We start from the raw sequence: 20,720 nt of genomic DNA, 5'->3' as shown, positions 1-20,720 counted from the left end.
TTTGTCCTATGCATTTTTTATTTATAAGCGGCGGAGAAATCTTTTTTATCCTCTTTATTGTGGTCATGGTGTTTGGTGCGGATAAAATTCCGGGGATAGCCAAAGGATTGGGCAAAGGAATGCGCCAATTGCGTGATGCCACTGATGATATAAAACGGGAAATTCAGAAAAGTGCTGAAAAGCAGGGTATTGATACCGACTTCACCAAAGACATTCGTAACGAACTGAATGAGGTCAAAAAAAATGTAGATGAGGTTACAGGTGCCGTAAAAAGAAGCACTAAATAATCCATGCTGGAGCAACTTCTAACATGGGACCGAAATACTTTTGTCTATCTCAATGGTCTTGGTTCTCCCGAATATGATCAATTTTGGAGCATAGCAACGGAAATTAGTACTTGGATTCCTTTGTTCTTGCTTTTTCTTCTACTTTTTGTGCTAAAATTTCCAAAACGGAAAGCGCTTTTCAATATCGTATCAGTTACATCCATTGCTTTGTTCATTACTTTTTTAACCCATTTGGTCAAGATTTGGGCAAAAAGACCACGTCCATGCAACGATGAGAGTATCAACTCGTTTATTCGGATACTAAAAACCCCGGTTGATTATAGCTTCTTTTCGGGGCATGCATCCAGTTCATTTGCCATAACCACATTGGTGGTATTGCTCATGCGGAATAATATTAAATGGGCTTGGATTTTCTTTATATGGCCATTACTGTTTTCCTACAGCAGGATTTATGTTGGGGTACATTTTCCATTGGATATTTTGGTGGGGGCATTGATCGGAACGACAACTGGAATTCTGTTTTATAAGGTTCAGGGGAAAATTATAGCACACGACACATAGTAAGACCATCTCTTACAGGAAGGATTACTGTCTCTACCCGAGGATCATTTTTCAATTTTTCGTTATACGCAACCAAGGTTGCGGTTGCTTTGTCCGATTGGACAACAGGTTCCACAACTTTTCCTGACCACAATACATTATCCGAAAGAATAATGCTCCCCGGCTTGGTCTTTTCAATAACCGCTTCAAAATAAAAATCATACTGTACTTTTTGGGCATCAATAAAGATTAGGTCAAAACAAATATCCAATGTAGGTATGATTTCCAAAGCGTTTCCAGTATGCTGTATAATTTGTGAACCATATCCACTCCTGTCGAAATAACTCCTTTGCAGATCACGCAGTTCCTCATTGATCTCTATGGTGTGTAACTCCCCGGTCTTTTGCAAACCTTCCGCCAGACATATAGCTGAATAACCAGTATACGTGCCAATCTCTAAAATATAGTTGGGAGTAATAATTTTTGAAAGCATGCTCAAAACCCTTCCTTGAAAATGCCCGGTGATCATTCTAGGCTGTACTACTTTTAGGTGGGTTTCCCTGGTGAGCTCGGTTAAAAGTTGAGGCTCTGCCTCAGAATTTTCAGTAATATAATTTTCCAGTAAAGGAGACAGGAAATGCATCTCTAAATTTTTCGTAAAAATATAGAAAAGAACTACATTGGATTTTAGTTTTTAAACGGTTTACAATTATGGCATCAAATGATATCATCCTTAGGAGAGCTACTTTAGAAGATTTACCCATCCTTTTGGATTTTGAGCAAGAACTTATCAAAGCGGAACGACCATTTGACGTGACCTTGGCAGAGGACCCCATAAGTTATTATGATATAGGTAAAATGATCAAAGACGACGAAGCTTGCGTAATGGTTGCCGAATCAGGGGGTCAACTTATAGCATCGGGTTATGCTATACCAAAAAAGGCAAGACATTATCTAGATCACGAGTATTATGCTTACCTAGGTTTTATGTATACACATCCAGATTTTAGAGGGATGGGAATCAATGCTAAAATAGTTGAGGAACTCAAAAAGTGGTCACATCAAAAAGGATATGCAGAAATTAGGCTAACAGTGTATTGTGATAACATTCCAGCGGTAAAAGCCTATGAAAAGGTAGGCTTTAAAAAACATTTTATAGAAATGCGCTTAGAGTAGTTCCCCCAATAGTTATACAAATCACAAGTTGTACTTTTGAAACAAACCTTGACAATGACTTTTCAGAACTCGCTCAAATTTGCGCAACAATTGGATGCTGAAGATAAACTCTCCAAATACAGACAAGAGTTTCATTATCCACAGGTGAATGGAAAAGATGTAATCTATTTTACTGGAAACTCTTTGGGGCTGCAACCCAAACGAACACAAAAGTTTGTAGATGAGGTAATGAAAGATTGGAAAGAATTGGCGGTTGAAGGTCATTTTTATGCTGAAAAACCTTGGTGGGATTACCATGAAAGATTGTCCAAAGGTTTGGGCAAGGTGGTTGGGGCCAAACCAGAGGAGGTTTCAGTAATGAACACATTAACGGTTAACCTTCATTTGCTCATGGTCTCCTTTTACAGGCCTACTACCAAAAGGTTCAAGATTCTATGCGAAGAAAAAGCCTTCCCATCCGATCAGTATATGTTGCAAAGTCAGGTCAAATTTCATGGTTTTGACCCTAAAGATGCTATTGTGGAAGTGAAAAAAAGAGAGGGAGAAAATGCATGGAGAACACAGGATATCATTAATAAAATCAAGGAGGTTGGAGATGAGTTGGCTTTGGTGCTCATTGGTGGTGTAAACTACTATAACGGTCAGGTATTTGATATGAAGTCGATTACCCAAGTTGGGAAATCCGTGGGTGCCTTTGTGGGTTGGGATTTGGCGCATGCAGCTGGGAATGTGAAATTGGAACTACATGATTGGGGTGTTGACTTTGCTTCTTGGTGCAGTTACAAATACATGAACAGTGGACCAGGTAATGCCTCGGGAATTTTTGTGAATGAAAAATATTTGTCTAAAAAAGACATTCCCCGTTTTGAGGGGTGGTGGGGAACCAAGAAAGAAACCCGCTTCCTTATGCAACCAGATTTTGACCCTATTGAGACGGCAGATGCTTGGCAACTGAGCAATCCACCAATATTGTCCATTGCTCCTTATTTGGCCTCACTGGAACTCTTTGATCAAGTTGGAATGGAGGCCCTTATTGAAAAACAGCAAAAAATTGTGGCTTATCTTGAGTTTATTTTGAATGAGATTGACAAAGAAGTCCACAACAGTTCTTTTGAAATTATAACCCCAAACGAAAGAGGTTGTCAACTTTCTGTTTTCCTACATGGGCAGGGGAGGACCTTGTTTGATTATTTAATGAAGAATGGAGTAATCACGGATTGGCGGGAACCCAATGTAATAAGACTCGCTCCAGCACCATTCTATTGTTCCTTTGCGGATATGTACAATTTTGGACAAATATTGAAGCAAGGAATCTTAAACTAATTGTCCATAGCACAACTTTAAGTAATGGGAGGGTGTTGTGCCCTGATATCTCTTAAATTGTCTTGTGAAATATGAGGCATCATTGAAACCGGATTTATACATTACGTCGGCCACCGTTGAATTACTTTCGTTAAAAAACTGAATGGCTTTCTCCACCCTAAATTCATTTACAAAGTCGATGAAGGTGCGGTTGGTCATTTTTTTAAAGAATCGGCAAAAAGAGTTGGTTGTAAAGCCCAATTGTGATGAAACCTTAGCCACGGAAATGTTTTTATGGAAATTGTTGTTTACATATTCAAAAGCTTCTTCCAATCTCCAAATCTCATTTTTTTTGAATCTACTTAAGTTAATCGTGTCAAATAGGGTTTCATAAGTGTCGTTTTTAGATAATCGGTCAAGAATTGAAAGGAAATTAATCAACTTTCCTTGATTGTCAAGATTTTTAAACTCCTCAAAATTATTCCATAATGCATCCTTTATAGGTTGCTCAAAGATTAGCACCTGTCTTGATTTTTCAATAAGCTTCTTTATGGCCCCCAATTCAGGAAATATCTTGAGTTTTTCTTCCAAAAACTCTTTTTTGAATTGGATTACAACCTCTAAGTTGTCTTCGTGGTCTTTATTTCCAAAATCTGCATGGGGAATGTTCCCTGCCAAAAAAATAAGAAGACCATTGGTGTACCGTTTTTTTGTAGAACCAATATGAACCACTCCCGAGCCATTTTTTACACATACCAGTTCATATTCTGGGTGAATGTGCCAACCGCTGGATTCACAGTAACTGGAATTACTGTAGGTTTCTATCTTTAACGATGAATTTACTGCTACATTAATAGCTTCTAACATGGGTTTCATGAGGTAAAATTACCTAAATGATTATAGTTGAGATATAAAAATGAATAAAATGTCTTATATCTGGAATAATTTCTATTAACCGATATGAACCAAGCCTTAGTTATTTTGTGTTGATATTTAATAGTATGAAATCCCTTAGGTTAATTCTTTCCACTCCCAGATATTTTGCACCTGCATTTGTTTTTACAAGTCTTAATATCTGGTTTGGCACCTGGGCAATTTATATCCCCACTATCAAAGAAAAATTGGGAATCAACAAAGCAGATTTGGGGATTGCTCTTTTTTGCCTGTCCATTGGAGTTTTCACCATATTCCCAATAGCTTCTAAGATTATCAATAAACTAGGGGTTGGTAAGGCTACATGGTATAGTGTTGTTTTGTGTAGTGTCACAGCTCTTTTTCCATTTTTGGCACCTAATTATTATCTGCTGATGGGAAGCCTCTTTTTGTTTGGGATGTCCCATGGATTATTGGATATTTCCATGAACACTTTGGTCACTGAAATTGAAAAAGAGGACAAGCAAAACTTTATGACCGCAGCCCATGGTTTTTTCAGTCTGGGAGGTATATTGGTCGGTTTAGGAAGTTTTTTGATTCCTGTAATTGGTAATCCTGTATTGCATATGGGGATTACGGCAGTGTTGATTTTTATACTTAATCTTTTCATCCGTAAAAATTATGTTGATGTTGTAGCCGCTCCTATGGACAAAGAACCCTTTAGTTTGAAACTGTTCAAGCCACTGTTTTTATTGGGATTAATAGGGTTTTTGGCCTTTGGCGGAGAGGGAGCTATTATAGATTGGAGCGGTCTTTATCTTAAAGAGGTTGCTCTTGCACCTGAGGTACTAATTGGTTCCGGTTTTTTGGCATTTTCGGCAGCAATGACCCTCGGTAGGTTTTTGGGAGATGGAATTAGCGCCAGAATTGGCTCGGTAAAAATTGTGATGTTGGGGGCAGTGATCGCAGCTATAGGTTTTCTGTTTGTATTATCTGAGGATACTGTTTTGGCTATTGTTGGTTTTGCTTTGAACGGACTTGGTTTTTCCGTGATTATCCCGGAATTGTTCCGCATTGGCGGAAACATCAAAGGAATAGATTCGGCCAAAGGGGTATCTTTTATTGCAGGGACCGGATACTCAGGTTTCTTACTTGGACCAGTGATTTTGGGCTTTTTAGCCGAAAGCGCTTCTTTAAAACATTGCTTTTATGCACTTTTGGGTTGTATTCTTTTGGTATTTGGTGCTACAGCTCTATTACGAAAGAACAAGGTTTAGAAAATCATTGTTTAATCGGTGGTCACGGCCAAATTGGTGAAATTTAAGCTAAAACCTTCTTCTGCTTTTTTGTGATCTTGAGCTAATTTAAGCCCTTTAATTTCTGCATAATCTTCCCACGTAGTGGTCATGGAAGGTTCAACTTGGTTTGCCTTTCTGAAAACCCATTCCCGGATTATAAAATCATCCTTAAAATAGAAATCGTAGGCATCCCCTGGGGTGTATCCCCCTTCATTACCATAAACAATGGTCAATTTCTGCATGGTGTCCCCACTAATAGGTGCTTTTTGATTTTCCGCAAGTTCATGGGTAAAGTTCCCAGAATCCCAAATAAGATTGAAGGGCGCCAAAATCCAATACCTGTCATTGATGAAACCCCCATTAGTTTTAAGTGCTATGCTGTCCATTGATTTTCGGTTGTAAGCAAGAGTGTCTCCACCCGTAATGGCTATAATATCATTGGTTTTGGGCTTCCACTTCCAAGTCCTCTCAAAATGTGAACTGTCTCGATCCACATTGAATGTAAAGGTGAATTCCTTTACCGATTTCCAATTGTCATAGCCATGGGCATGGGCTATTTTTTCAAGAATGGTTTTCTGTTGTATTTCTTTCTGTTCAACCTTTTTAGGTTCGATTTTACAGCTCCATAAAAATAAAACAGATAAAATAGCGAAAAGAGAAGTGGTTTTCATATACAAGTTTGTAACAAATATAAGGTCATTTTAGCTTATCTTTCCATACGCTTCTGCATAGAACCTTAATCGACCCAAAAACCTTTTCAAGTGACTTTTCTAAAAAGGCTGTTTCTAATTTTTATACATAATCATGATAAAAATTCATTGGAAACAGATAATCCATATGCCCATCTATCAGATGAGGAATTGGTAAAACGAATTGTTGCAACCAACAACCCGCTATTGTTTGGGAAATTGTACGATCGCTATGCAAAAATGGTCTATAACAAATGTTATGGGTTTGCAAGATCGGAAGATGAAGCAGAAGACCTGACCCAGGATGTTTTTTTACAGCTCTTCATTAAACTGAAGATGTTCAAGGGGAAATCCAAATTTTCCACTTGGTTGTATTCATTCACATATAACTTCTGTGTTAACTATGTGAATAGGAACAAACAACGGAAGATGAGTGATAAATCGGTTCCTGTGGAGGATTCCGAGTATAAGTTTACCGAAGAAGTACCAGACGAGAGCTTGTATGAAATGAAGGCAAGCAAACTAAAGGAAGCGTTGGAGATGATCTCCGCCGAAGACAAATCCATTTTGTTGCTAAAATATCAAGATGGAGCCACCATAAAAGACCTTGTTAACTTATTGGAACTTGGGGAAAGCGCCGTAAAGATGAGGTTAAAGAGAGCTAAAGAAAGACTATTGGAAATCTATAATACTTTATAATAGATGGCAAAGAAAAAAAGAAATCCGTTTAGAGAGTTGGAAGCTTCTTTGAGGGAAGTCCCTCCAGGAATGAAGAAAAAAGTAATGAACGATATCGCCGCGGCCAAGTTGATCATGGATATGGCATCCCTGTTCTCGTTTAATATTGGCTCCGCTTTGCGAAAACTTTTTAGAACCCTTGGAAACAATTAATGACAACACTATAAAACTATAAGATATGGAAACAATTACCGAATGGAAGAATTTAACATTTGACTCCCTTGCAGCCATGGGGCGCGATGTGGCCTTGGCACTGCCCAAAATTATTGGGGCCATTATTATCCTTATTATTGGATGGTTGATAACCAAAATCATCCTTTTTGTTTTGGGCAAAATTTTAAAATTGGCCAAAGTGGATACTCTTAGTGAAAAGATAAATGAAATGGACTTGTTTGGAAAAGCAGATTTTAAGATCAACATCATTAAAGTGATCTTGGGCTTTGTAAAATGGTTATTGCTTTTGGTATTTTTGATTGTTGCCGCGGATATCCTAAGCTGGGAAATCATATCTACTGAAATAGGAAACCTTTTGCGCTACTTGCCAAGATTGTTCAGTGCATTGGCATTGATGATGATTGGGCTTTACATTGGAAATTTTATCAAGACCACGGTAAAAAAACTGTTCGATTCCTTGGAGTTTGGTGGGTCAAATTTGGTCAGTAACCTGCTGTTTTATATTATCGTCATCTTTATTTCCATTACAGCTTTAAATCAAGCTGGAATAGATACTACAATTATCACCAATAACATAACCATGTTCTTGGGGGCCTTTTTATTGGCCTTTGCCATAGGCCTGGGACTGGGTTCCAGGGACGTGATTACTGATTTGTTACGTTCTTTTTATACTAGAAGAACTTATGCCGTTGGGGATAAAGTAGTGATAGGTGATTATGCGGGAACCATAGAGGCCATTGAAAACAATACCTTGACCTTGGTGACCGAAACAGGAAAATTTGTGATTCCCATTAAAGATGTTGTTTCCGAAAAGGTGGAGATTAAATCTTGATTGCAATTTTCTAAAAAAATAAAAGGCCGCTTAGAATTATTTTCTGAGCGGCCTTTTTTAAGTATCCCCTATACTTATTTTGATTTAGCCAGATAATTGTTTTTTAATTGAACCACCGGAAATTCTGTTCTTCTGTTCAGCTCCAGCTGATCTTGGTCACAGTCTTCCAGACCGCTACAATCATTGATCAGTTTTCTTTTCCCGTATCCTTTGTACGATATAATTCGATGTTGTGAGATACCATTGGCAATAAGATATTCGTAAGTTGATTTGGCCCTCCTCATGGATAGTTTGTCATTATAATTATGACTACCAACAGGGTCTGTATGGGATTCCAATCGGATAATCATCTCAGGATAGGTCTCGGTCATCAACCTGACCACTTTGTCCAATTCCCTGGCCGCATCTGGTCTAATATCACTTTTATTGAAATCGAAATAAATTTTATTGAGATCTGCCAAGACCTTAACGTCCAGTACAGGTTCTAATTCAATATTTTGCATTACCGTTCTTGTAACCCTTTTTACCGTTTGCGTATTAAAATATACATGCTTGTGTGGGTGGGTCTTTCTAACAGCTTCTATCATATAATTTTGTCCACGGTTTACTTCCATTTCGTAACGACCTTGTTCATCCGTTACCGTACGATTTACAATCTCTCCGGTCTTTTGGTCGAATAGGGAGATGGTTACATTGTCCAAAGGTTGTAGGTTAATGGCATCTGTTACCATACCTTCCAAGGTCAAGGAAGGTATGAATCTAAATTTATAGATATCGTCGCTACCTTTTCCTCCTTTTCGGTTGGAACTTACATATCCGTCAACTCCGTTATCCAATGCGTAGTAACCAAAATCATCCTTTTCACTGTTTAAGGGCTTTCCTAGGTTTACAACTTCTTTTATTTCCCCATTCTCATCAGCTACTGTGGCAAAAACGTCCAATTGTCCAAAGCCTACATGGCCATCCGAAGAAAAGAACAACTGTCCTTCATTATTAATGTAAGGGAACATTTCATTGCCTGGGGTATTTACAATTGGACCAGCATTGATTGGCATCCCAACACCTCCTCTTGGATGGATTTTACAATAGTAAATGTCGGTTCCACCATAACCTCCAGGTCTATCCGAAGCAAAATATAGCAATGTTCTGCTAGAGTTCACCGTAGGATGTCCAGTAGAATAGTGGTCGGCATTGGTCTTCAAGTTTCTGGTAACTTTCCACTCTCCATCTATTTTTTCAGCCTTAAAAATTTTAAGATTGTTGAGTTTTTCTATGTTTTTATCCTCTTTTTTAGTGTAAAAACTCTCCTTGTTTTTGAAGTAGCTATTACGGGTAAAGTAGATAATGGTATCATTTTTATAATCTGTGGAAAAAACCATGGAGCTTTCGTGGAACTTGGAGTTGATTTCACCTTTAAATTTACGGGGAACATCCATTGAACTACCTTCGGTAACATGGAAGATATCCAACCATGATTCATTGTTCCAACCATAAACATCTTCGGAGGCAACTTCCTTGCGGCTAGAGCTGAAATATAATTGTCCGTCATGGACGTAAGATCCAAATTCGCTATATCTTGTGTTGAAATGAACAGGTTCCACTTCATAGCGTTCCTTGCTGTTGAACACTACAGAGGCCAGGTTGCCATCTTTTAAAAACTGTTTGACCCTAGCATCATTTTTATGAATCTTTTTATAGCGTTTCAGCCATTTTAAAGCTTCTTTTTCCTGACCAGAACTTTTAAGGGCCATTGCATATTTAAAGTAGTAATTAGTTGGGGTTTCTGGTTCATTGATGAAACGTTTAAAATAGGGTAGTGCCTTTTCAAAATCCCGTAACATCAGGTAACATTCTGCCAAGCGTTGGTAGGCATGTACCGAGTTTCTGCCGGTAACCATTTTTTCATACTCTGGAATGGCCTTGGCATAGGCAAATTTATAGAACAATTGATCCGCTCTCTTCTGGACAGTGGATTGTGCAGTTAAGGATGTAACTCCAAAGAAAACTACAAACAGGAAGGTTGTGATTCTATAGTGCTTCATTGGAAATGTTTTTAAAAATATCTTGGTGATTTATAAAGATTGGTCTTTTTGGAAAGCCTAGGCTCAAAAACCAAAATAACTTCATGTGTTCCTCCGGTATAAGGTCTTATGGTAGAGGTAGGAAGGTCATAAGCATATCCAATTCTGATGTTATTGGAAACTTGATAATCCAAAAAAGCGCCAAAATTGGAAGCATCGTTAAATCTATAGGATCCTCCTAGCCAAACTTTTTCATAGAATAGAAAACTGGAGGTAATATCATAAGTGGAGGGTGCTCCGTTGGTGAACTTGGTAATAAATGCAGGTCGGAATTTAATATCCAAAGACAAATCTAGGACCAGTCCACCTATGGCATAATAACTGTTTCTTTCCAAGGCTTCAAATTCACCTTCGTTCAAATCAGTATTCAAGATTCTTGGAGTGGAAATACCAGCATACCATCTGTTTGTACTCAAATATACCCCAGCACCAAAATTAGGCTTCCAACTATTAAAGTTGGCATTGAAAAAAGGATCGTTAAGATCAGGGTTTTGTAGTTTGTAATTGGTGAACCCAGCCTTTAACCCAAATGAGAGTTTTGCTTCTGCAGTTACAGGAATGGTATATGAAAAATCACCATATACATAATTTGTATTTTCAAACCCTAATTGATCGGTAATATAGGAAATCCCTAAACCTACACGCTCATTGTTCAAAGGAGCATGAAACGAAAATGTGCTTGTGGTTGGATTTCCATCCAGACCGGCCCATTGGTTACGGTGCAAAGCGGTCATGTTGATACTTTCCCTGCTGCCTGCGTAAGCTGGATTTACAGAAATAGTATTGAACATGTACTGTGTAAACTGGGGTAACTGTTGGGCCATTGTAGTGGTGCCAACAAGAACCAAAAAGAGCAGAATGGATTTGTGTAGTGCTTTCATGCTATATAGGTTAAGTTTTGCCTGATTGCTCAAGCCGGAATTTGGGTTTTAATTCAATAACAAAGCAAGCGTAAATCTATGTTAAGGAGGAATATAGCCGTTAAATGAACCCTAAAAATCGGTCTGAAACCCGTTCGTCGATGAAGTGTTATTTTCTCTGGACAAGTGCGAGGTTTGCCAACGGTTTATAATGGGGCTTGGTCTAAGAAATTGGTCAATTATCGGCATAAAAAAAGGCCAACAAATATGTTGACCTTTTTTGCGTAGTTATGTTTGCTTAGTTTGCACCTGTTCCCAGATAGATATATCCGTTCAAAGGTTTAATATCGGTATTCTTTACATTGATAATGTAATAGTAAGTTCCAGAAGGTAACATTCCTGAATTTCCAAAAGAGTTGTTTGGTGCAAAACCACCCCAATCATTCTGATAATCCATGGATTCGTATACCTTATCGCCCCATCGGTTGAAAATCATGACTTCAAAAGAGTAGTTACAGTATTCAACACCAGTTATAGTGAACAAATCATTAATGTTATCTCCGTTTGCCGTTACCGCATTGGAAACAATAATTTCATCTCTTCCGCAAGGCACGCAGTCACTGTTAACAGTAATTGTGAAATCAACATAGTACTTACAGGTACCTTCAGTAGAACTATAACTGATCATATAGTCACCAACTTCCAGATTAGCTGGATTAAAGATACTTCCCTCCAAAACAACATTGCCGCTCACAACTTCAAACACACCATTGGTATCAAAAGAAGCTGGCAAATAACTGATTAGGTTGATGGCATCATCCTCCACACAGATAGTAATTTCAACTTCTTCAGGTTGTGGTTGCATCACAAAAATCACCTGTTCGAAAGAAGCCATATTTCCACAAGAATCGATAACATCCCAAGTTCTGGTGATCATAAAGTCTTCAGTATCTGATAAAGTTGTTGTTTCTTCAGAAAATTCAACTTGATAGTTTCCACATCCACCCATAAAGGTAAGTTGTGGTACTTCTGGAATTTCATCACCACAGATCAGATTTATTTCCTCCTCATAAGCACTTGCAGTTATTGGCCCAGTAGGAGCAATTGTTATAATTTGAGTATGTGAATTAGGGTTGCCGGCACAATCTATGGTAGACCATGTTCGTGTAACTGTATAACCGTCAGCACAGTTGGAATCGTTAGTGATTGTTTCATCAAATGTTACCGAAACGTCTGTACTACAGTTATCAATTGCTGTTAAGGTTACAGCATCCGGTACTTCATTACACATTACGGTCATGCTCTGTGGTAAGGTTTCTACAAACTGAGGAGCCTGGGTATCTTCTACCGTAATAATTTGTACATGGGTAGCAGGATTTCCAGCACAATCAACTGTGCTCCAAGTCCTTGTAATCGTGTAATCAGAACCACAACTGTCGGTATCCGTGATCTGTTCATCGAATATTACCGTGATGTTAGGGTCACAATTGTCCGTAGCGGTCAAAACAGCTGCCGCCGGAACATTGTCACAAGAAACGGTAATATCGGATGGAAGTGTCTCCACAAAAGTAGGAGCCGTAGTATCCTCAACAGCAATCACTTGCGTATGGCTCACTGGGTTTCCGGCACAATCAGCTGTACTCCAAGTCCTTGTAATCGTGTAATCGGAACTACAACTGTCGGTATCCGTGATCTGCTCATCGAATATTACCGTGATGTTAGGGTCACAATTGTCCGTAGCGGTCAAAACAGCTGCCACCGGAACATTGTCACAAGAAACAGTAATATCGGATGGAAGTGTCTCCACAAAAGTAGGAGCGGTAGTATCCTCAACAGTGATCACTTGCGTATGGCTCACTGGGTTTCCAGCACAATCGGCTGCGCTCCAAGTTCTTGTAATGGTGTAATCAGAACCACAACTATCGGTATCCGTGATCTGCTCATCAAATATGACCGTAATGTTGGGATCACAACTGTCTATTGCAGTTAGTACTTCAGCTGTAGGGACATTATCACATGAAACCGTAGTATCTATTGGTAAGGCCTCTACAAAAGTAGGAGCTTGTGTATCAACCACTGTGATTACCTGTACATGTTCCCTAACATTGTTGACACAATCTGTAAATGTCCAGGTTCTTGTAATGGTATAGTCCATGGCACATCCGTCATCTTGCCCTGTAATGGACTCGTTAAAATCAACAGTTGTTGCACAAGTGCTATTTACTGTAATCACCTCTGCTGTTGGTATAACATCACAGGCTTCAATAGTAATATCCGTAGGATAACCTTCATTACCATCATTGTCGATGATGTTTACAGTCGCCGTATCATTGCTCAAAATACTGACCAATGAAGTAGAGATGTTTGAAAGCAATACCTGGAAATCTTCAGTAGTTTCTATAATGATATCATCGATTATAGGGATAGTAATGGTCTGATTGTTACTGTTTGTTCCACCAAAAGTCAGTACTTGGGTGTTTTGTGGAACTCCAGTATAATCGAATGCATCTTGAGCAGAACCATTAGCGGTGTGAAATTCGACCGTAAATACTTCTTGTACATTTACGTTAAGACTTACTGGTAAAGAAACAGTTCCTGCATCTTCATCTATGTCGATGTTGGTTATGTCAAACTGAACTCCATTACCTGCACCCCCGTCATTGTCGTCTATGGTACCCGTTGCGGAACCGTCTATGATGCCGATAAGGCTTGTCGAAAGGTTGGACAGTGCAATGGAGAGTTCCTCGGTGTTCTCGATGATGGCATCGTCAATGATGGTCACGGTCACGTTGTGCGCCTCCCCGGCAGTACCTGTAAATGCGATGTTGCCTGTGCTGGAGGCCACGCTGTAGTCGTCCCCTGCGATTGCGGTCCCGTCGGCGATGGCGTAGTCGATGCTGAAGCCTCCCTGGACGTTTGCGTTGAGGGTAATGGTAAAGTCTGCGGTCCCCGCACCTTCGTTCACGTTGAACCCGGTCACGGACACCCCGTTGGCGGCACCCCCGTCATTGTCGTTGATGGTACCGGTCGCACCACTGTCTATGATGCCGATAAGGCTCGTGGACAGGTTGGACAGTGCAATGGAGAGTTCCTCGGTGTTCTCGATGATGGCATCGTCGATGATGGTCACGGTCACGTTGTGCGCCTCCCCGGCGGTACCTGTAAATGCGATGTTCCCTGTGCTGGAGGCCACGCTGTAGTCGTCCCCTGCGATTGCGGTCCCGTCGGCAATGGCGTAGTCGATGCTGAAGCCTCCCTGGACGTTTGCGTTGAGGGTAATGGTAAAGTCTGCGGTCCCCGCACCTTCGTTGACGTTGAACCCGGTCACGGACACCCCGTTGGCGGCACCCCCGTCATTGTCGTCTATGGTACCCGTTGCGGAACCGTCTATGATGCCGATAAGGCTTGTCGAAAGGTTGGACAGTGCGATGGAGAGTTCCTCGGTGTTCTCGATGAGTGCATCGTCGATGATGGTCACGGTCACGTTGTGCGCCTCCCCGGCGGTACCTGTAAATGCGATGTTCCCTGTGCTGGAGGCCACGCTGTAGTCGTCCCCTGCGATTGCGGTCCCGTCGGCAATGGCGTAGTCGATGCTGAAGCCTCCCTGGACGTTGGCGTTGAGGGTAATGGTAAAGTCTGCGGTCCCCGCACCTTCGTCCACGTTGAACCCGGTCACGGACACCCCGTTGGCGGCGCCCCCGTCGTTGTCGTTGATGGTACCGGTCGCACCACTGTCGATGATGCCGATAAGGTTCGTGGACAGGTTGGACAGTGCAATGGAGAGTTCCTCGGTGTTCTCGATGATGGCATCGTCGATGATGGTCACGGTCACGTTGTGCTGTTCCCCGGCAGTACCTGTAAATGCGATGTTGCCTGTGCTGGAGGCCACGCTGTAGTCGTCCCCTGCGATTGCGGTCCCGTCGGCGATGGCGTAGTCGATGTCAAAACCTCCCTGGACGTTTGCGTTGAGGGTAATGGTAAAGTCTGCGGTCCCCGTACCTTCGTTCACGTTGAACCCGGTCACGGACACCCCGTTGGCGGCGCCCCCGTCATTGTCGTCTATGGTACCCGTTGCGGAACCGTCTATGATGCCGATAAGGCTTGTCGAAAGGTTGGACAGTGCGATGGAGAGTTCCTCGGTGTTCTCGATGAGTGCATCGTCGATGATGGTCACGGTCACGTTGTGCGCCTCCCCGGCGGTACCTGTAAATGCGATGTTCCCTGTGCTGGAGGCCACGCTGTAGTCGTCCCCTGCGATTGCGGTCCCGTCGGCAATGGCGTAGTCGATGTCAAAACCTCCCTGGACGTTGGCGTTGAGGGTAATGGTAAAGTCGGCGGTCCCCGCACCTTCGTTCACGTTGAACCCGGTCACGGACACCCCGTTGGCGGCGCCCCCGTCATTGTCGTCTATGGTACCCGTTGCGGAACCGTCTATGATGCCGATAAGGCTCGTGGACAGGTTGGACAGTGCAATGGAGAGTTCCTCGGTGTTCTCGATGATGGCATCGTCGATGATGGTCACGGTCACGTTGTGCGCCTCCCCGGCAGTACCGGCAAATGCGATGTTGCCTGTGCTGGAGGCCACGCTGTAGTCGTCCCCTGCGATTGCGGTCCCGTCGGCGATGGCGTAGTCGATGTCAAAACCTCCCTGGACGTTGGCGTTGAGGGTAAGGGTAAAGTCTGCGGTCCCCGCACCTTCGTTCACGTTGAACCCGGTCACGGACACCCCGTTGGCGGCACCCCCGTCATTGTCGTTGATGGTACCGGTCGCACCACTGTCGATGATGCCGATAAGGTTCGTGGACAGGTTGGACAGTGCAATGGAGAGTTCCTCGGTGTTCTCGATGATGGAATCGTCCAATATGGTCACGGTCACGTTGTGCGCCTCCCCGGCAGTACCTGTAAATGCGATGTTGCCTGTGCTGGAGGCCACGCTGTAGTCGTCCCCTGCGATTGCGGTCCCGTCGGCAATGGCGTAGTCGATGCTGAAGCCTCCCTGGACGTTGGCGTTGAGGGTAATGGTAAAGTCTGCGGTCCCCGCACCTTCGTTCACGTTGAACCCGGTCACGGACACCCCGTTGGCGGCACCCCCGTCATTGTCGTCTATGGTACCCGTTGCGGAACCGTCTATGATGCCGATAAGGCTCGTGGACAGGTTGGACAGTGCAATGGAGAGTTCCTCGGTGTTCTCGATGATGGCATCGTCAATGATGGTCACGGTCACGTTGTGCGCCTCCCCGGCAGTACCTGTAAATGCGATGTTCCCTGTGCTGGAGGCCACGCTGTAGTCGTCCCCTGCGATTGCGGTCCCGTCGGCGATGGCGTAGTCGATGTCAAAACCTCCCTGGACGTTGGCGTTGAGGGTAATGGTAAAGTCTGCGGTCCCCGCACCTTCGTCCACGTTGAACCCGGTCACGGACACCCCGTTGGCGGCACCCCCGTCATTGTCGTCTATGGTACCGGTCGCACCACTGTCGATGATGCCGATAAGGTTCGTGGACAGGTTGGACAGTGCAATGGAGAGTTCCTCGGTGTTCTCGATGATGGCATCGTCGATGATGGTCACGGTCACGTTGTGCTGTTCCCCCGGCAGTACCTGTAAATGCGATGTTGCCTGTGCTGGAGGCCACGCTGTAGTCGTCCCCTGCGATTGCGGTCCCGTCGGCGATGGCGTAGTCGATGCTGAAGCCTCCCTGGACGTTTGCGTTGAGGGTAATGGTAAAGTCTGCGGTCCCCGCACCTTCGTTCACGTTGAACCCGGTCACGGACACCCCGTTGGCGGCGCCCCCGTCATTGTCGTCTATGGTACCCGTTGCGGAACCGTCTATGATGCCGATAAGGCTCGTGGACAGGTTGGACAGTGCAATGGAGAGTTCCTCGGTGTTCTCGATGAGTGCATCGTCGATGATGGTCACGGTCACGTTGTGCGCCTCCCCGGCGGTACCTGTAAATGCGATGTTCCCTGTGCTGGAGGCCACGCTGTAGTCGTCCCCTGCGATTGCGGTCCCGTCGGCAATGGCGTAGTCGATGTCAAAACCTCCCTGGACGTTGGCGTTGAGGGTAATGGTAAAGTCTGCGGTCCCCGCACCTTCGTTGACGTTGAACCCGGTCACGGACACCCCGTTGGCGGCACCCCCGTCATTGTCGTCTATGGTACCCGTTGCGGAACCGTCTATGATGCCGATAAGGCTCGTGGACAGGTTGGACAGTGCAATGGAGAGTTCCTCGGTGTTCTCGATGATGGCATCGTCAATGATGGTCACGGTCACGTTGTGCGCCTCCCCGGCAGTACCTGTAAATGCGATGTTGCCTGTGCTGGAGGCCACGCTGTAGTCGTCCCCTGCGATTGCGGTCCCGTCGGCGATGGCGTAGTCGATGTCAAAACCTCCCTGGACGTTGGCGTTGAGGGTAAGGGTAAAGTCTGCGGTCCCCGCACCTTCGTTCACGTTGAACCCGGTCACGGACACCCCGTTGGCGGCACCCCCGTCATTGTCGTCTATGGTACCCGTTGCGGAACCGTCTATGATGCCGATAAGGCTCGTGGACAGGTTGGACAGTGCAATGGAGAGTTCCTCGGTGTTCTCGATGAGTGCATCGTCGATGATGGTCACGGTCACGTTGTGCGCCTCCCCGGCGGTACCTGTAAATGCGATGTTCCCTGTGCTGGAGGCCACGCTGTAGTCGTCCCCTGCGATTGCGGTCCCGTCGGCAATGGCGTAGTCGATGTCAAAACCTCCCTGGACGTTGGCGTTGAGGGTAATGGTAAAGTCTGCGGTCCCCGCACCTTCGTTGACGTTGAACCCGGTCACGGACACCCCGTTGGCGGCACCCCCGTCATTGTCGTCTATGGTACCCGTTGCGGAACCGTCTATGATGCCGATAAGGCTCGTGGACAGGTTGGACAGTGCAATGGAGAGTTCCTCGGTGTTCTCGATGATGGCATCGTCAATGATGGTCACGGTCACGTTGTGCGCCTCCCCGGCAGTACCTGTAAATGCGATGTTGCCTGTGCTGGAGGCCACGCTGTAGTCGTCCCCTGCGATTGCGGTCCCGTTGGCAATGGCGTAGTCGATGTTGAAGCCTCCCTGGACGTTGGCGTTGAGGGTAAGGGTAAAGTCGGCGGTCCCCGCACCTTCGTTCACGTTGAATCCCGTCACGGACACCCCGTTGGTGGCACTCCCATCATTGTCGTTTATGGTAATTTCACCAGAATTGTCATTAATTGCGGGAGTATTGGTATTTGGAGTAAGGCTCACTGAAAGTGCTTCAGTTTGCTCTATTACATTGTCATCATTTATTGGAACAATAATAGTCATGGTTTCTCCATGTGTTCCATTAAAAGAGAGAACACCAGATGTTTGGGTATAATCTTCAGCTTGTACAGCTGTACCATCTATAGTAGTGTAATTGACAGTAAATCCACTTAATACTTGACCAATATGGAATACCTCCAATATGGCATTGCCTGCATCTTCATCTATGGTTATATTATTAATGGACAAACCTAATGGACCTCCATTTTCTGTTACGAATACCAGCTGTGTATGTGGAGTGGAATTTCCAGCACAATCGGAAGCAATCCAATTTCTAACAATAGTGTATGTAGTACTTGTATTATCGCCTATATAACTTTCTGTAAAATTAACATTAGGGTTGTTGTCACAATTATCATTGGCTGTCAATGTTTCAGGACTTGGAATATTGTCAAAAGCAGCCACGGTATCAACAGGTAATGTTTCATTGAAAGAAGGTGCCTCGGTGTCCTCTATGGTAATTACCTGAGTGAAAGTTTCACTTGTTCTGCCACAGGCATCGGTAAATGTAAATGTATTGGTATAGGTACCTTCCGAATCGCATCCTGGGTTGGCAACAAAACTTCCAGAGATTTTGTTTAAGGTAAAGTTACAGAACTCCGTTGCTGGCTCAAGATTTTGTGCAGCACTTAATCCAGCGGTGTCATCACAAGATAAGGTTCTGTTTAGTTCGTTAGCCGTAGTGGTCCAATTTACCTCATTTGGCTGATTGATATCTACAACTGTTGGGTCAAAATTCCCAATCCCACAATCATCTACCGTTCCAGAACTGGTAGCAACAACGGGATTTGTATTGGTAACTCCGCTAAATGTGGCGGTCGCCTGCATTGCAAAATTGGCTGAACATGCCGATTCAAGAAAGTAGCATTGATCTTTTATTTGAACATTGAAGTCCAATGTATATAATGGATCGCCGACATCTGTGTTTCCATTAGGAACAAAAAAACGAAGTTCTCTATTTGTTGGGTTGAAATTATAAGTGACCCCAGAAGGAAGTGTTTCGGTATCGATGAAATCAACTTCAGGTGGCAATGTTGTATAAATCTCTAGATTTTGAATATCGTCGTTACCCGTATTCTGAACACTTAAGGTCATTTGGACATTGTCTCCAGGATTAAATCCTCCACTAGCTGTGGATGATGTAAACCTCAATGCTCCAAGACTTGGTTCGTAAACCTCCACGCTTAATCCTAATAGATAAAGACCGTAACTTTCCCTATCCGATGTAATTTTAAAACGAGCAGATGTTTGGTTATTGTCTATAAATTTGTTTCCCGTATTCTGAAGGTCAAAAACCCCTGCATCAAAACCAAGTGTATTTGTACTAGCGGGATTTCTGTCGACATAATCAAGATTGTTCAACGTAATTCTACTGTTAAAGAAGTTGTTGGAATCTCTAAGAGTGGTTGAAATGTTTGACCAAGTACTATTGGTATCAAAAATTTGCAACTGATCGCCATCGATATCCCTATCTCCTTCCAACGAGCCTAATATAATATCTGCATTTACATTTCCTGTTGGTACGGTTTGAAATCCGTTAAAATCAAACTCTACTTCCCCTTGGGTTTGTGTAATATGAACGTAACCATCAAAAAGGGTTACATTTTTTCCTAATAGATCAGGACTTTCATATACAAAAACGATTTGCCATCCTCCAGAGGTCCCGGTATGGCCCCCAGAATGGGAATACAAATCACCTTCGGTTGCTTTTACATTAGCAACCTGGAACTTTCCATACGGATTGTTGAGTCCTACGACGTCGCTAGTTATATCTTTTACACATACATATGGGTCATTTACAAAATGCTCATCACGACCTCTAAAAATAACTTCATCAGCTGTGTACGTGGCATATGATGACTGTCCAGGTAACATTAATTTTACTTGATTGTAGTTCCAAACAGGTTCTGTACCACCGTTTCCTGTATTGTCGATAGAGGAATATTCTTTATCTGCCCCGGCCCAATAAAGCAGTACTTTTTTAAAGTTCAGACAACTGATTCCAGGTTCAGGGTTTGAGAAGTTTGCACTACTGGAGTTGAATGTGGATGTATCAAAATCAATATCTACAAAAACGTTATCTGAAAAATCATGGTTACCCTCCGTCCCAGTATATGAGTTAGTGGCATGACGCGATAAAACGTTGTTTGCAATAATCGTCACATCCCCATTAATGGTTTCGGAATATCTTGGTGAAAATGATTTTTTTACCTGACCGCTCAGTACAAAAGAGAATAGTAATAAGACAGATAAAATAAGTTTGTTGCTGGTGAAAGTAGTTTTACTTTTCATAGGTTTCAATTTGAAGTGGCTTGGGGCCTGATCATCTAAACTTTATGAAACGCTAAACCTATTGGATGTGTAAAGAAAATATGTTTAAGTAGTACAATCACAGTAGGTTAAGGTTTTGTAATAGAACTAGAATTATTTTTTGATTTGGGTTTATAATTCTGATTCAAAGAAATGGAAGATGTTCAATGTCTTAAAAGTTACACGATATATGTGCGGCATAAATCGGTATAATACCCATTTGTCGACAAAGGGATAAATTCATAGA

15 protein-coding genes are annotated in these 20,720 nt (G+C 43.0%); 8 read left to right on the top strand and 7 right to left on the bottom strand.

The window, feature by feature from the left end; all coding sequences use genetic code 11:
- Positions 1-8: 8 nt before the first annotated feature.
- Complete coding sequence (locus ACOQO1_RS08830; protein WP_420602509.1) at positions 9-287, top strand: Sec-independent protein translocase subunit TatA/TatB; 279 nt, start codon at positions 9-11, stop codon at positions 285-287.
- Positions 288-290: 3 nt separating this feature from the next.
- A complete protein-coding gene (locus ACOQO1_RS08825; protein ID WP_420602508.1) occupies positions 291-848 on the top strand; it encodes a phosphatase PAP2 family protein in 558 nt (185 codons plus the stop codon).
- On the opposite strand, the gene ACOQO1_RS08820 is transcribed toward ACOQO1_RS08825, so the two are convergent.
- The gene (locus tag ACOQO1_RS08820; protein WP_420602507.1) at positions 829-1,470 is read right to left on the bottom strand and encodes an O-methyltransferase; all 642 of its coding nucleotides are present in this window, start codon (positions 1,468-1,470) and stop codon (positions 829-831) included. The genes ACOQO1_RS08825 and ACOQO1_RS08820 overlap by 20 nt on opposite strands.
- Before the next feature lie 68 nt (positions 1,471-1,538).
- Here ACOQO1_RS08820 and ACOQO1_RS08815 point away from each other — a divergent pair, with 68 nt between their 5' ends.
- Entirely contained in the window at positions 1,539-2,003 is a 465-nt protein-coding gene (locus ACOQO1_RS08815) for a GNAT family N-acetyltransferase (RefSeq protein WP_420602506.1), read from the top strand.
- Positions 2,004-2,057: 54 nt separating this feature from the next.
- Positions 2,058-3,326: a kynureninase gene (gene kynU, locus ACOQO1_RS08810; protein WP_420602505.1), complete on the top strand. Its 1,269-nt coding sequence runs from the start codon at positions 2,058-2,060 to the stop codon at positions 3,324-3,326.
- On the opposite strand, the gene ACOQO1_RS08805 is transcribed toward kynU, so the two are convergent.
- Positions 3,318-4,181: an AraC family transcriptional regulator gene (locus ACOQO1_RS08805; RefSeq protein WP_420602504.1), complete on the bottom strand. Its 864-nt coding sequence runs from the start codon at positions 4,179-4,181 to the stop codon at positions 3,318-3,320. The two genes, kynU and ACOQO1_RS08805, sit on opposite strands and share 9 nt — an antisense overlap.
- 125 nt (positions 4,182-4,306) lie before the next feature.
- Between ACOQO1_RS08805 and ACOQO1_RS08800 the strand changes: the two genes are divergently transcribed.
- On the top strand, positions 4,307-5,455 hold the full coding sequence (locus tag ACOQO1_RS08800; protein ID WP_420602503.1) for an MFS transporter: 1,149 nt from the start codon (positions 4,307-4,309) through the stop codon (positions 5,453-5,455).
- Positions 5,456-5,466: 11 nt separating this feature from the next.
- Here ACOQO1_RS08800 and ACOQO1_RS08795 read toward each other — a convergent pair whose 3' ends face one another.
- The gene (locus ACOQO1_RS08795) at positions 5,467-6,147 is read right to left on the bottom strand and encodes a hypothetical protein (protein WP_420602502.1); all 681 of its coding nucleotides are present in this window, start codon (positions 6,145-6,147) and stop codon (positions 5,467-5,469) included.
- 147 nt (positions 6,148-6,294) lie between these two features.
- Between ACOQO1_RS08795 and ACOQO1_RS08790 the strand changes: the two genes are divergently transcribed.
- Genes ACOQO1_RS08790 through ACOQO1_RS08780 form a run of 3 tightly spaced genes read left to right on the top strand, consistent with a single transcriptional unit; the run spans position 6,295 to position 7,909 of the window.
- Positions 6,295-6,864, top strand: coding sequence for an RNA polymerase sigma factor (locus tag ACOQO1_RS08790; RefSeq protein ID WP_420602501.1), 570 nt, complete (start codon positions 6,295-6,297; stop codon positions 6,862-6,864).
- A gap of 3 nt (positions 6,865-6,867) precedes the next feature.
- Positions 6,868-7,056: a hypothetical protein gene (locus ACOQO1_RS08785; protein ID WP_097047351.1), complete on the top strand. Its 189-nt coding sequence runs from the start codon at positions 6,868-6,870 to the stop codon at positions 7,054-7,056.
- Between the two features lie 25 nt (positions 7,057-7,081).
- Positions 7,082-7,909 carry a mechanosensitive ion channel family protein gene (locus ACOQO1_RS08780; RefSeq protein ID WP_420602500.1) on the top strand — a complete coding sequence of 276 codons (828 nt, stop codon included), beginning with the start codon at positions 7,082-7,084 and terminating at the stop codon, positions 7,907-7,909.
- Positions 7,910-7,983: 74 nt separating this feature from the next.
- Here the strand turns inward: ACOQO1_RS08780 and ACOQO1_RS08775 are convergent, their stop codons facing one another.
- The 4 genes from ACOQO1_RS08775 to ACOQO1_RS08760 all read right to left on the bottom strand — a co-directional run bounded on the left by ACOQO1_RS08775 (position 7,984) and on the right by ACOQO1_RS08760 (position 20,455).
- Positions 7,984-9,951 (bottom strand): OmpA family protein, encoded by a 1,968-nt coding sequence (locus ACOQO1_RS08775; protein ID WP_420602499.1) that lies wholly within the window; start codon positions 9,949-9,951, stop codon positions 7,984-7,986.
- A gap of 11 nt (positions 9,952-9,962) precedes the next feature.
- Positions 9,963-10,871, bottom strand: coding sequence for a type IX secretion system membrane protein PorP/SprF (locus ACOQO1_RS08770; RefSeq protein WP_420602498.1), 909 nt, complete (start codon positions 10,869-10,871; stop codon positions 9,963-9,965).
- Positions 10,872-11,148: 277 nt separating this feature from the next.
- Positions 11,149-16,410 carry a Calx-beta domain-containing protein gene (locus ACOQO1_RS08765; protein WP_420604321.1) on the bottom strand — a complete coding sequence of 1,754 codons (5,262 nt, stop codon included), beginning with the start codon at positions 16,408-16,410 and terminating at the stop codon, positions 11,149-11,151.
- Entirely contained in the window at positions 16,292-20,455 is a 4,164-nt protein-coding gene (locus ACOQO1_RS08760; protein ID WP_420602497.1) for a beta strand repeat-containing protein, read from the bottom strand. The genes ACOQO1_RS08765 and ACOQO1_RS08760 overlap by 119 nt, the downstream gene beginning before the upstream one ends.
- Between the last annotated feature and the right edge of the window lie 265 nt (positions 20,456-20,720).

Origin of the sequence: Flagellimonas sp., assembly GCF_965222555.1 — a bacterium.
Classification (GTDB): domain Bacteria; phylum Bacteroidota; class Bacteroidia; order Flavobacteriales; family Flavobacteriaceae; genus Flagellimonas.
Note: the sequence above shows the minus strand (reverse complement) of the source record. Positions and strands in the feature narration are given on the sequence as shown.

Coding starts and splice junctions, on each gene's coding strand:
- ACOQO1_RS08830 (WP_420602509.1), top strand. CDS start 9: ATGCATTTTTTATTTATAAGCGGCGGAGAAATCTTTTTTATCCTCTTT.
- ACOQO1_RS08780 (WP_420602500.1), top strand. CDS start 7,082: ATGGAAACAATTACCGAATGGAAGAATTTAACATTTGACTCCCTTGCA.
- ACOQO1_RS08785 (WP_097047351.1), top strand. CDS start 6,868: ATGGCAAAGAAAAAAAGAAATCCGTTTAGAGAGTTGGAAGCTTCTTTG.
- ACOQO1_RS08760 (WP_420602497.1), bottom strand. CDS start 20,455: ATGAAAAGTAAAACTACTTTCACCAGCAACAAACTTATTTTATCTGTC.
- ACOQO1_RS08815 (WP_420602506.1), top strand. CDS start 1,539: ATGGCATCAAATGATATCATCCTTAGGAGAGCTACTTTAGAAGATTTA.
- ACOQO1_RS08805 (WP_420602504.1), bottom strand. CDS start 4,181: ATGAAACCCATGTTAGAAGCTATTAATGTAGCAGTAAATTCATCGTTA.
- ACOQO1_RS08795 (WP_420602502.1), bottom strand. CDS start 6,147: ATGAAAACCACTTCTCTTTTCGCTATTTTATCTGTTTTATTTTTATGG.
- kynU (WP_420602505.1), top strand. CDS start 2,058: ATGACTTTTCAGAACTCGCTCAAATTTGCGCAACAATTGGATGCTGAA.
- ACOQO1_RS08770 (WP_420602498.1), bottom strand. CDS start 10,871: ATGAAAGCACTACACAAATCCATTCTGCTCTTTTTGGTTCTTGTTGGC.
- ACOQO1_RS08825 (WP_420602508.1), top strand. CDS start 291: ATGCTGGAGCAACTTCTAACATGGGACCGAAATACTTTTGTCTATCTC.
- ACOQO1_RS08800 (WP_420602503.1), top strand. CDS start 4,307: ATGAAATCCCTTAGGTTAATTCTTTCCACTCCCAGATATTTTGCACCT.
- ACOQO1_RS08820 (WP_420602507.1), bottom strand. CDS start 1,470: ATGCATTTCCTGTCTCCTTTACTGGAAAATTATATTACTGAAAATTCT.
- ACOQO1_RS08775 (WP_420602499.1), bottom strand. CDS start 9,951: ATGAAGCACTATAGAATCACAACCTTCCTGTTTGTAGTTTTCTTTGGA.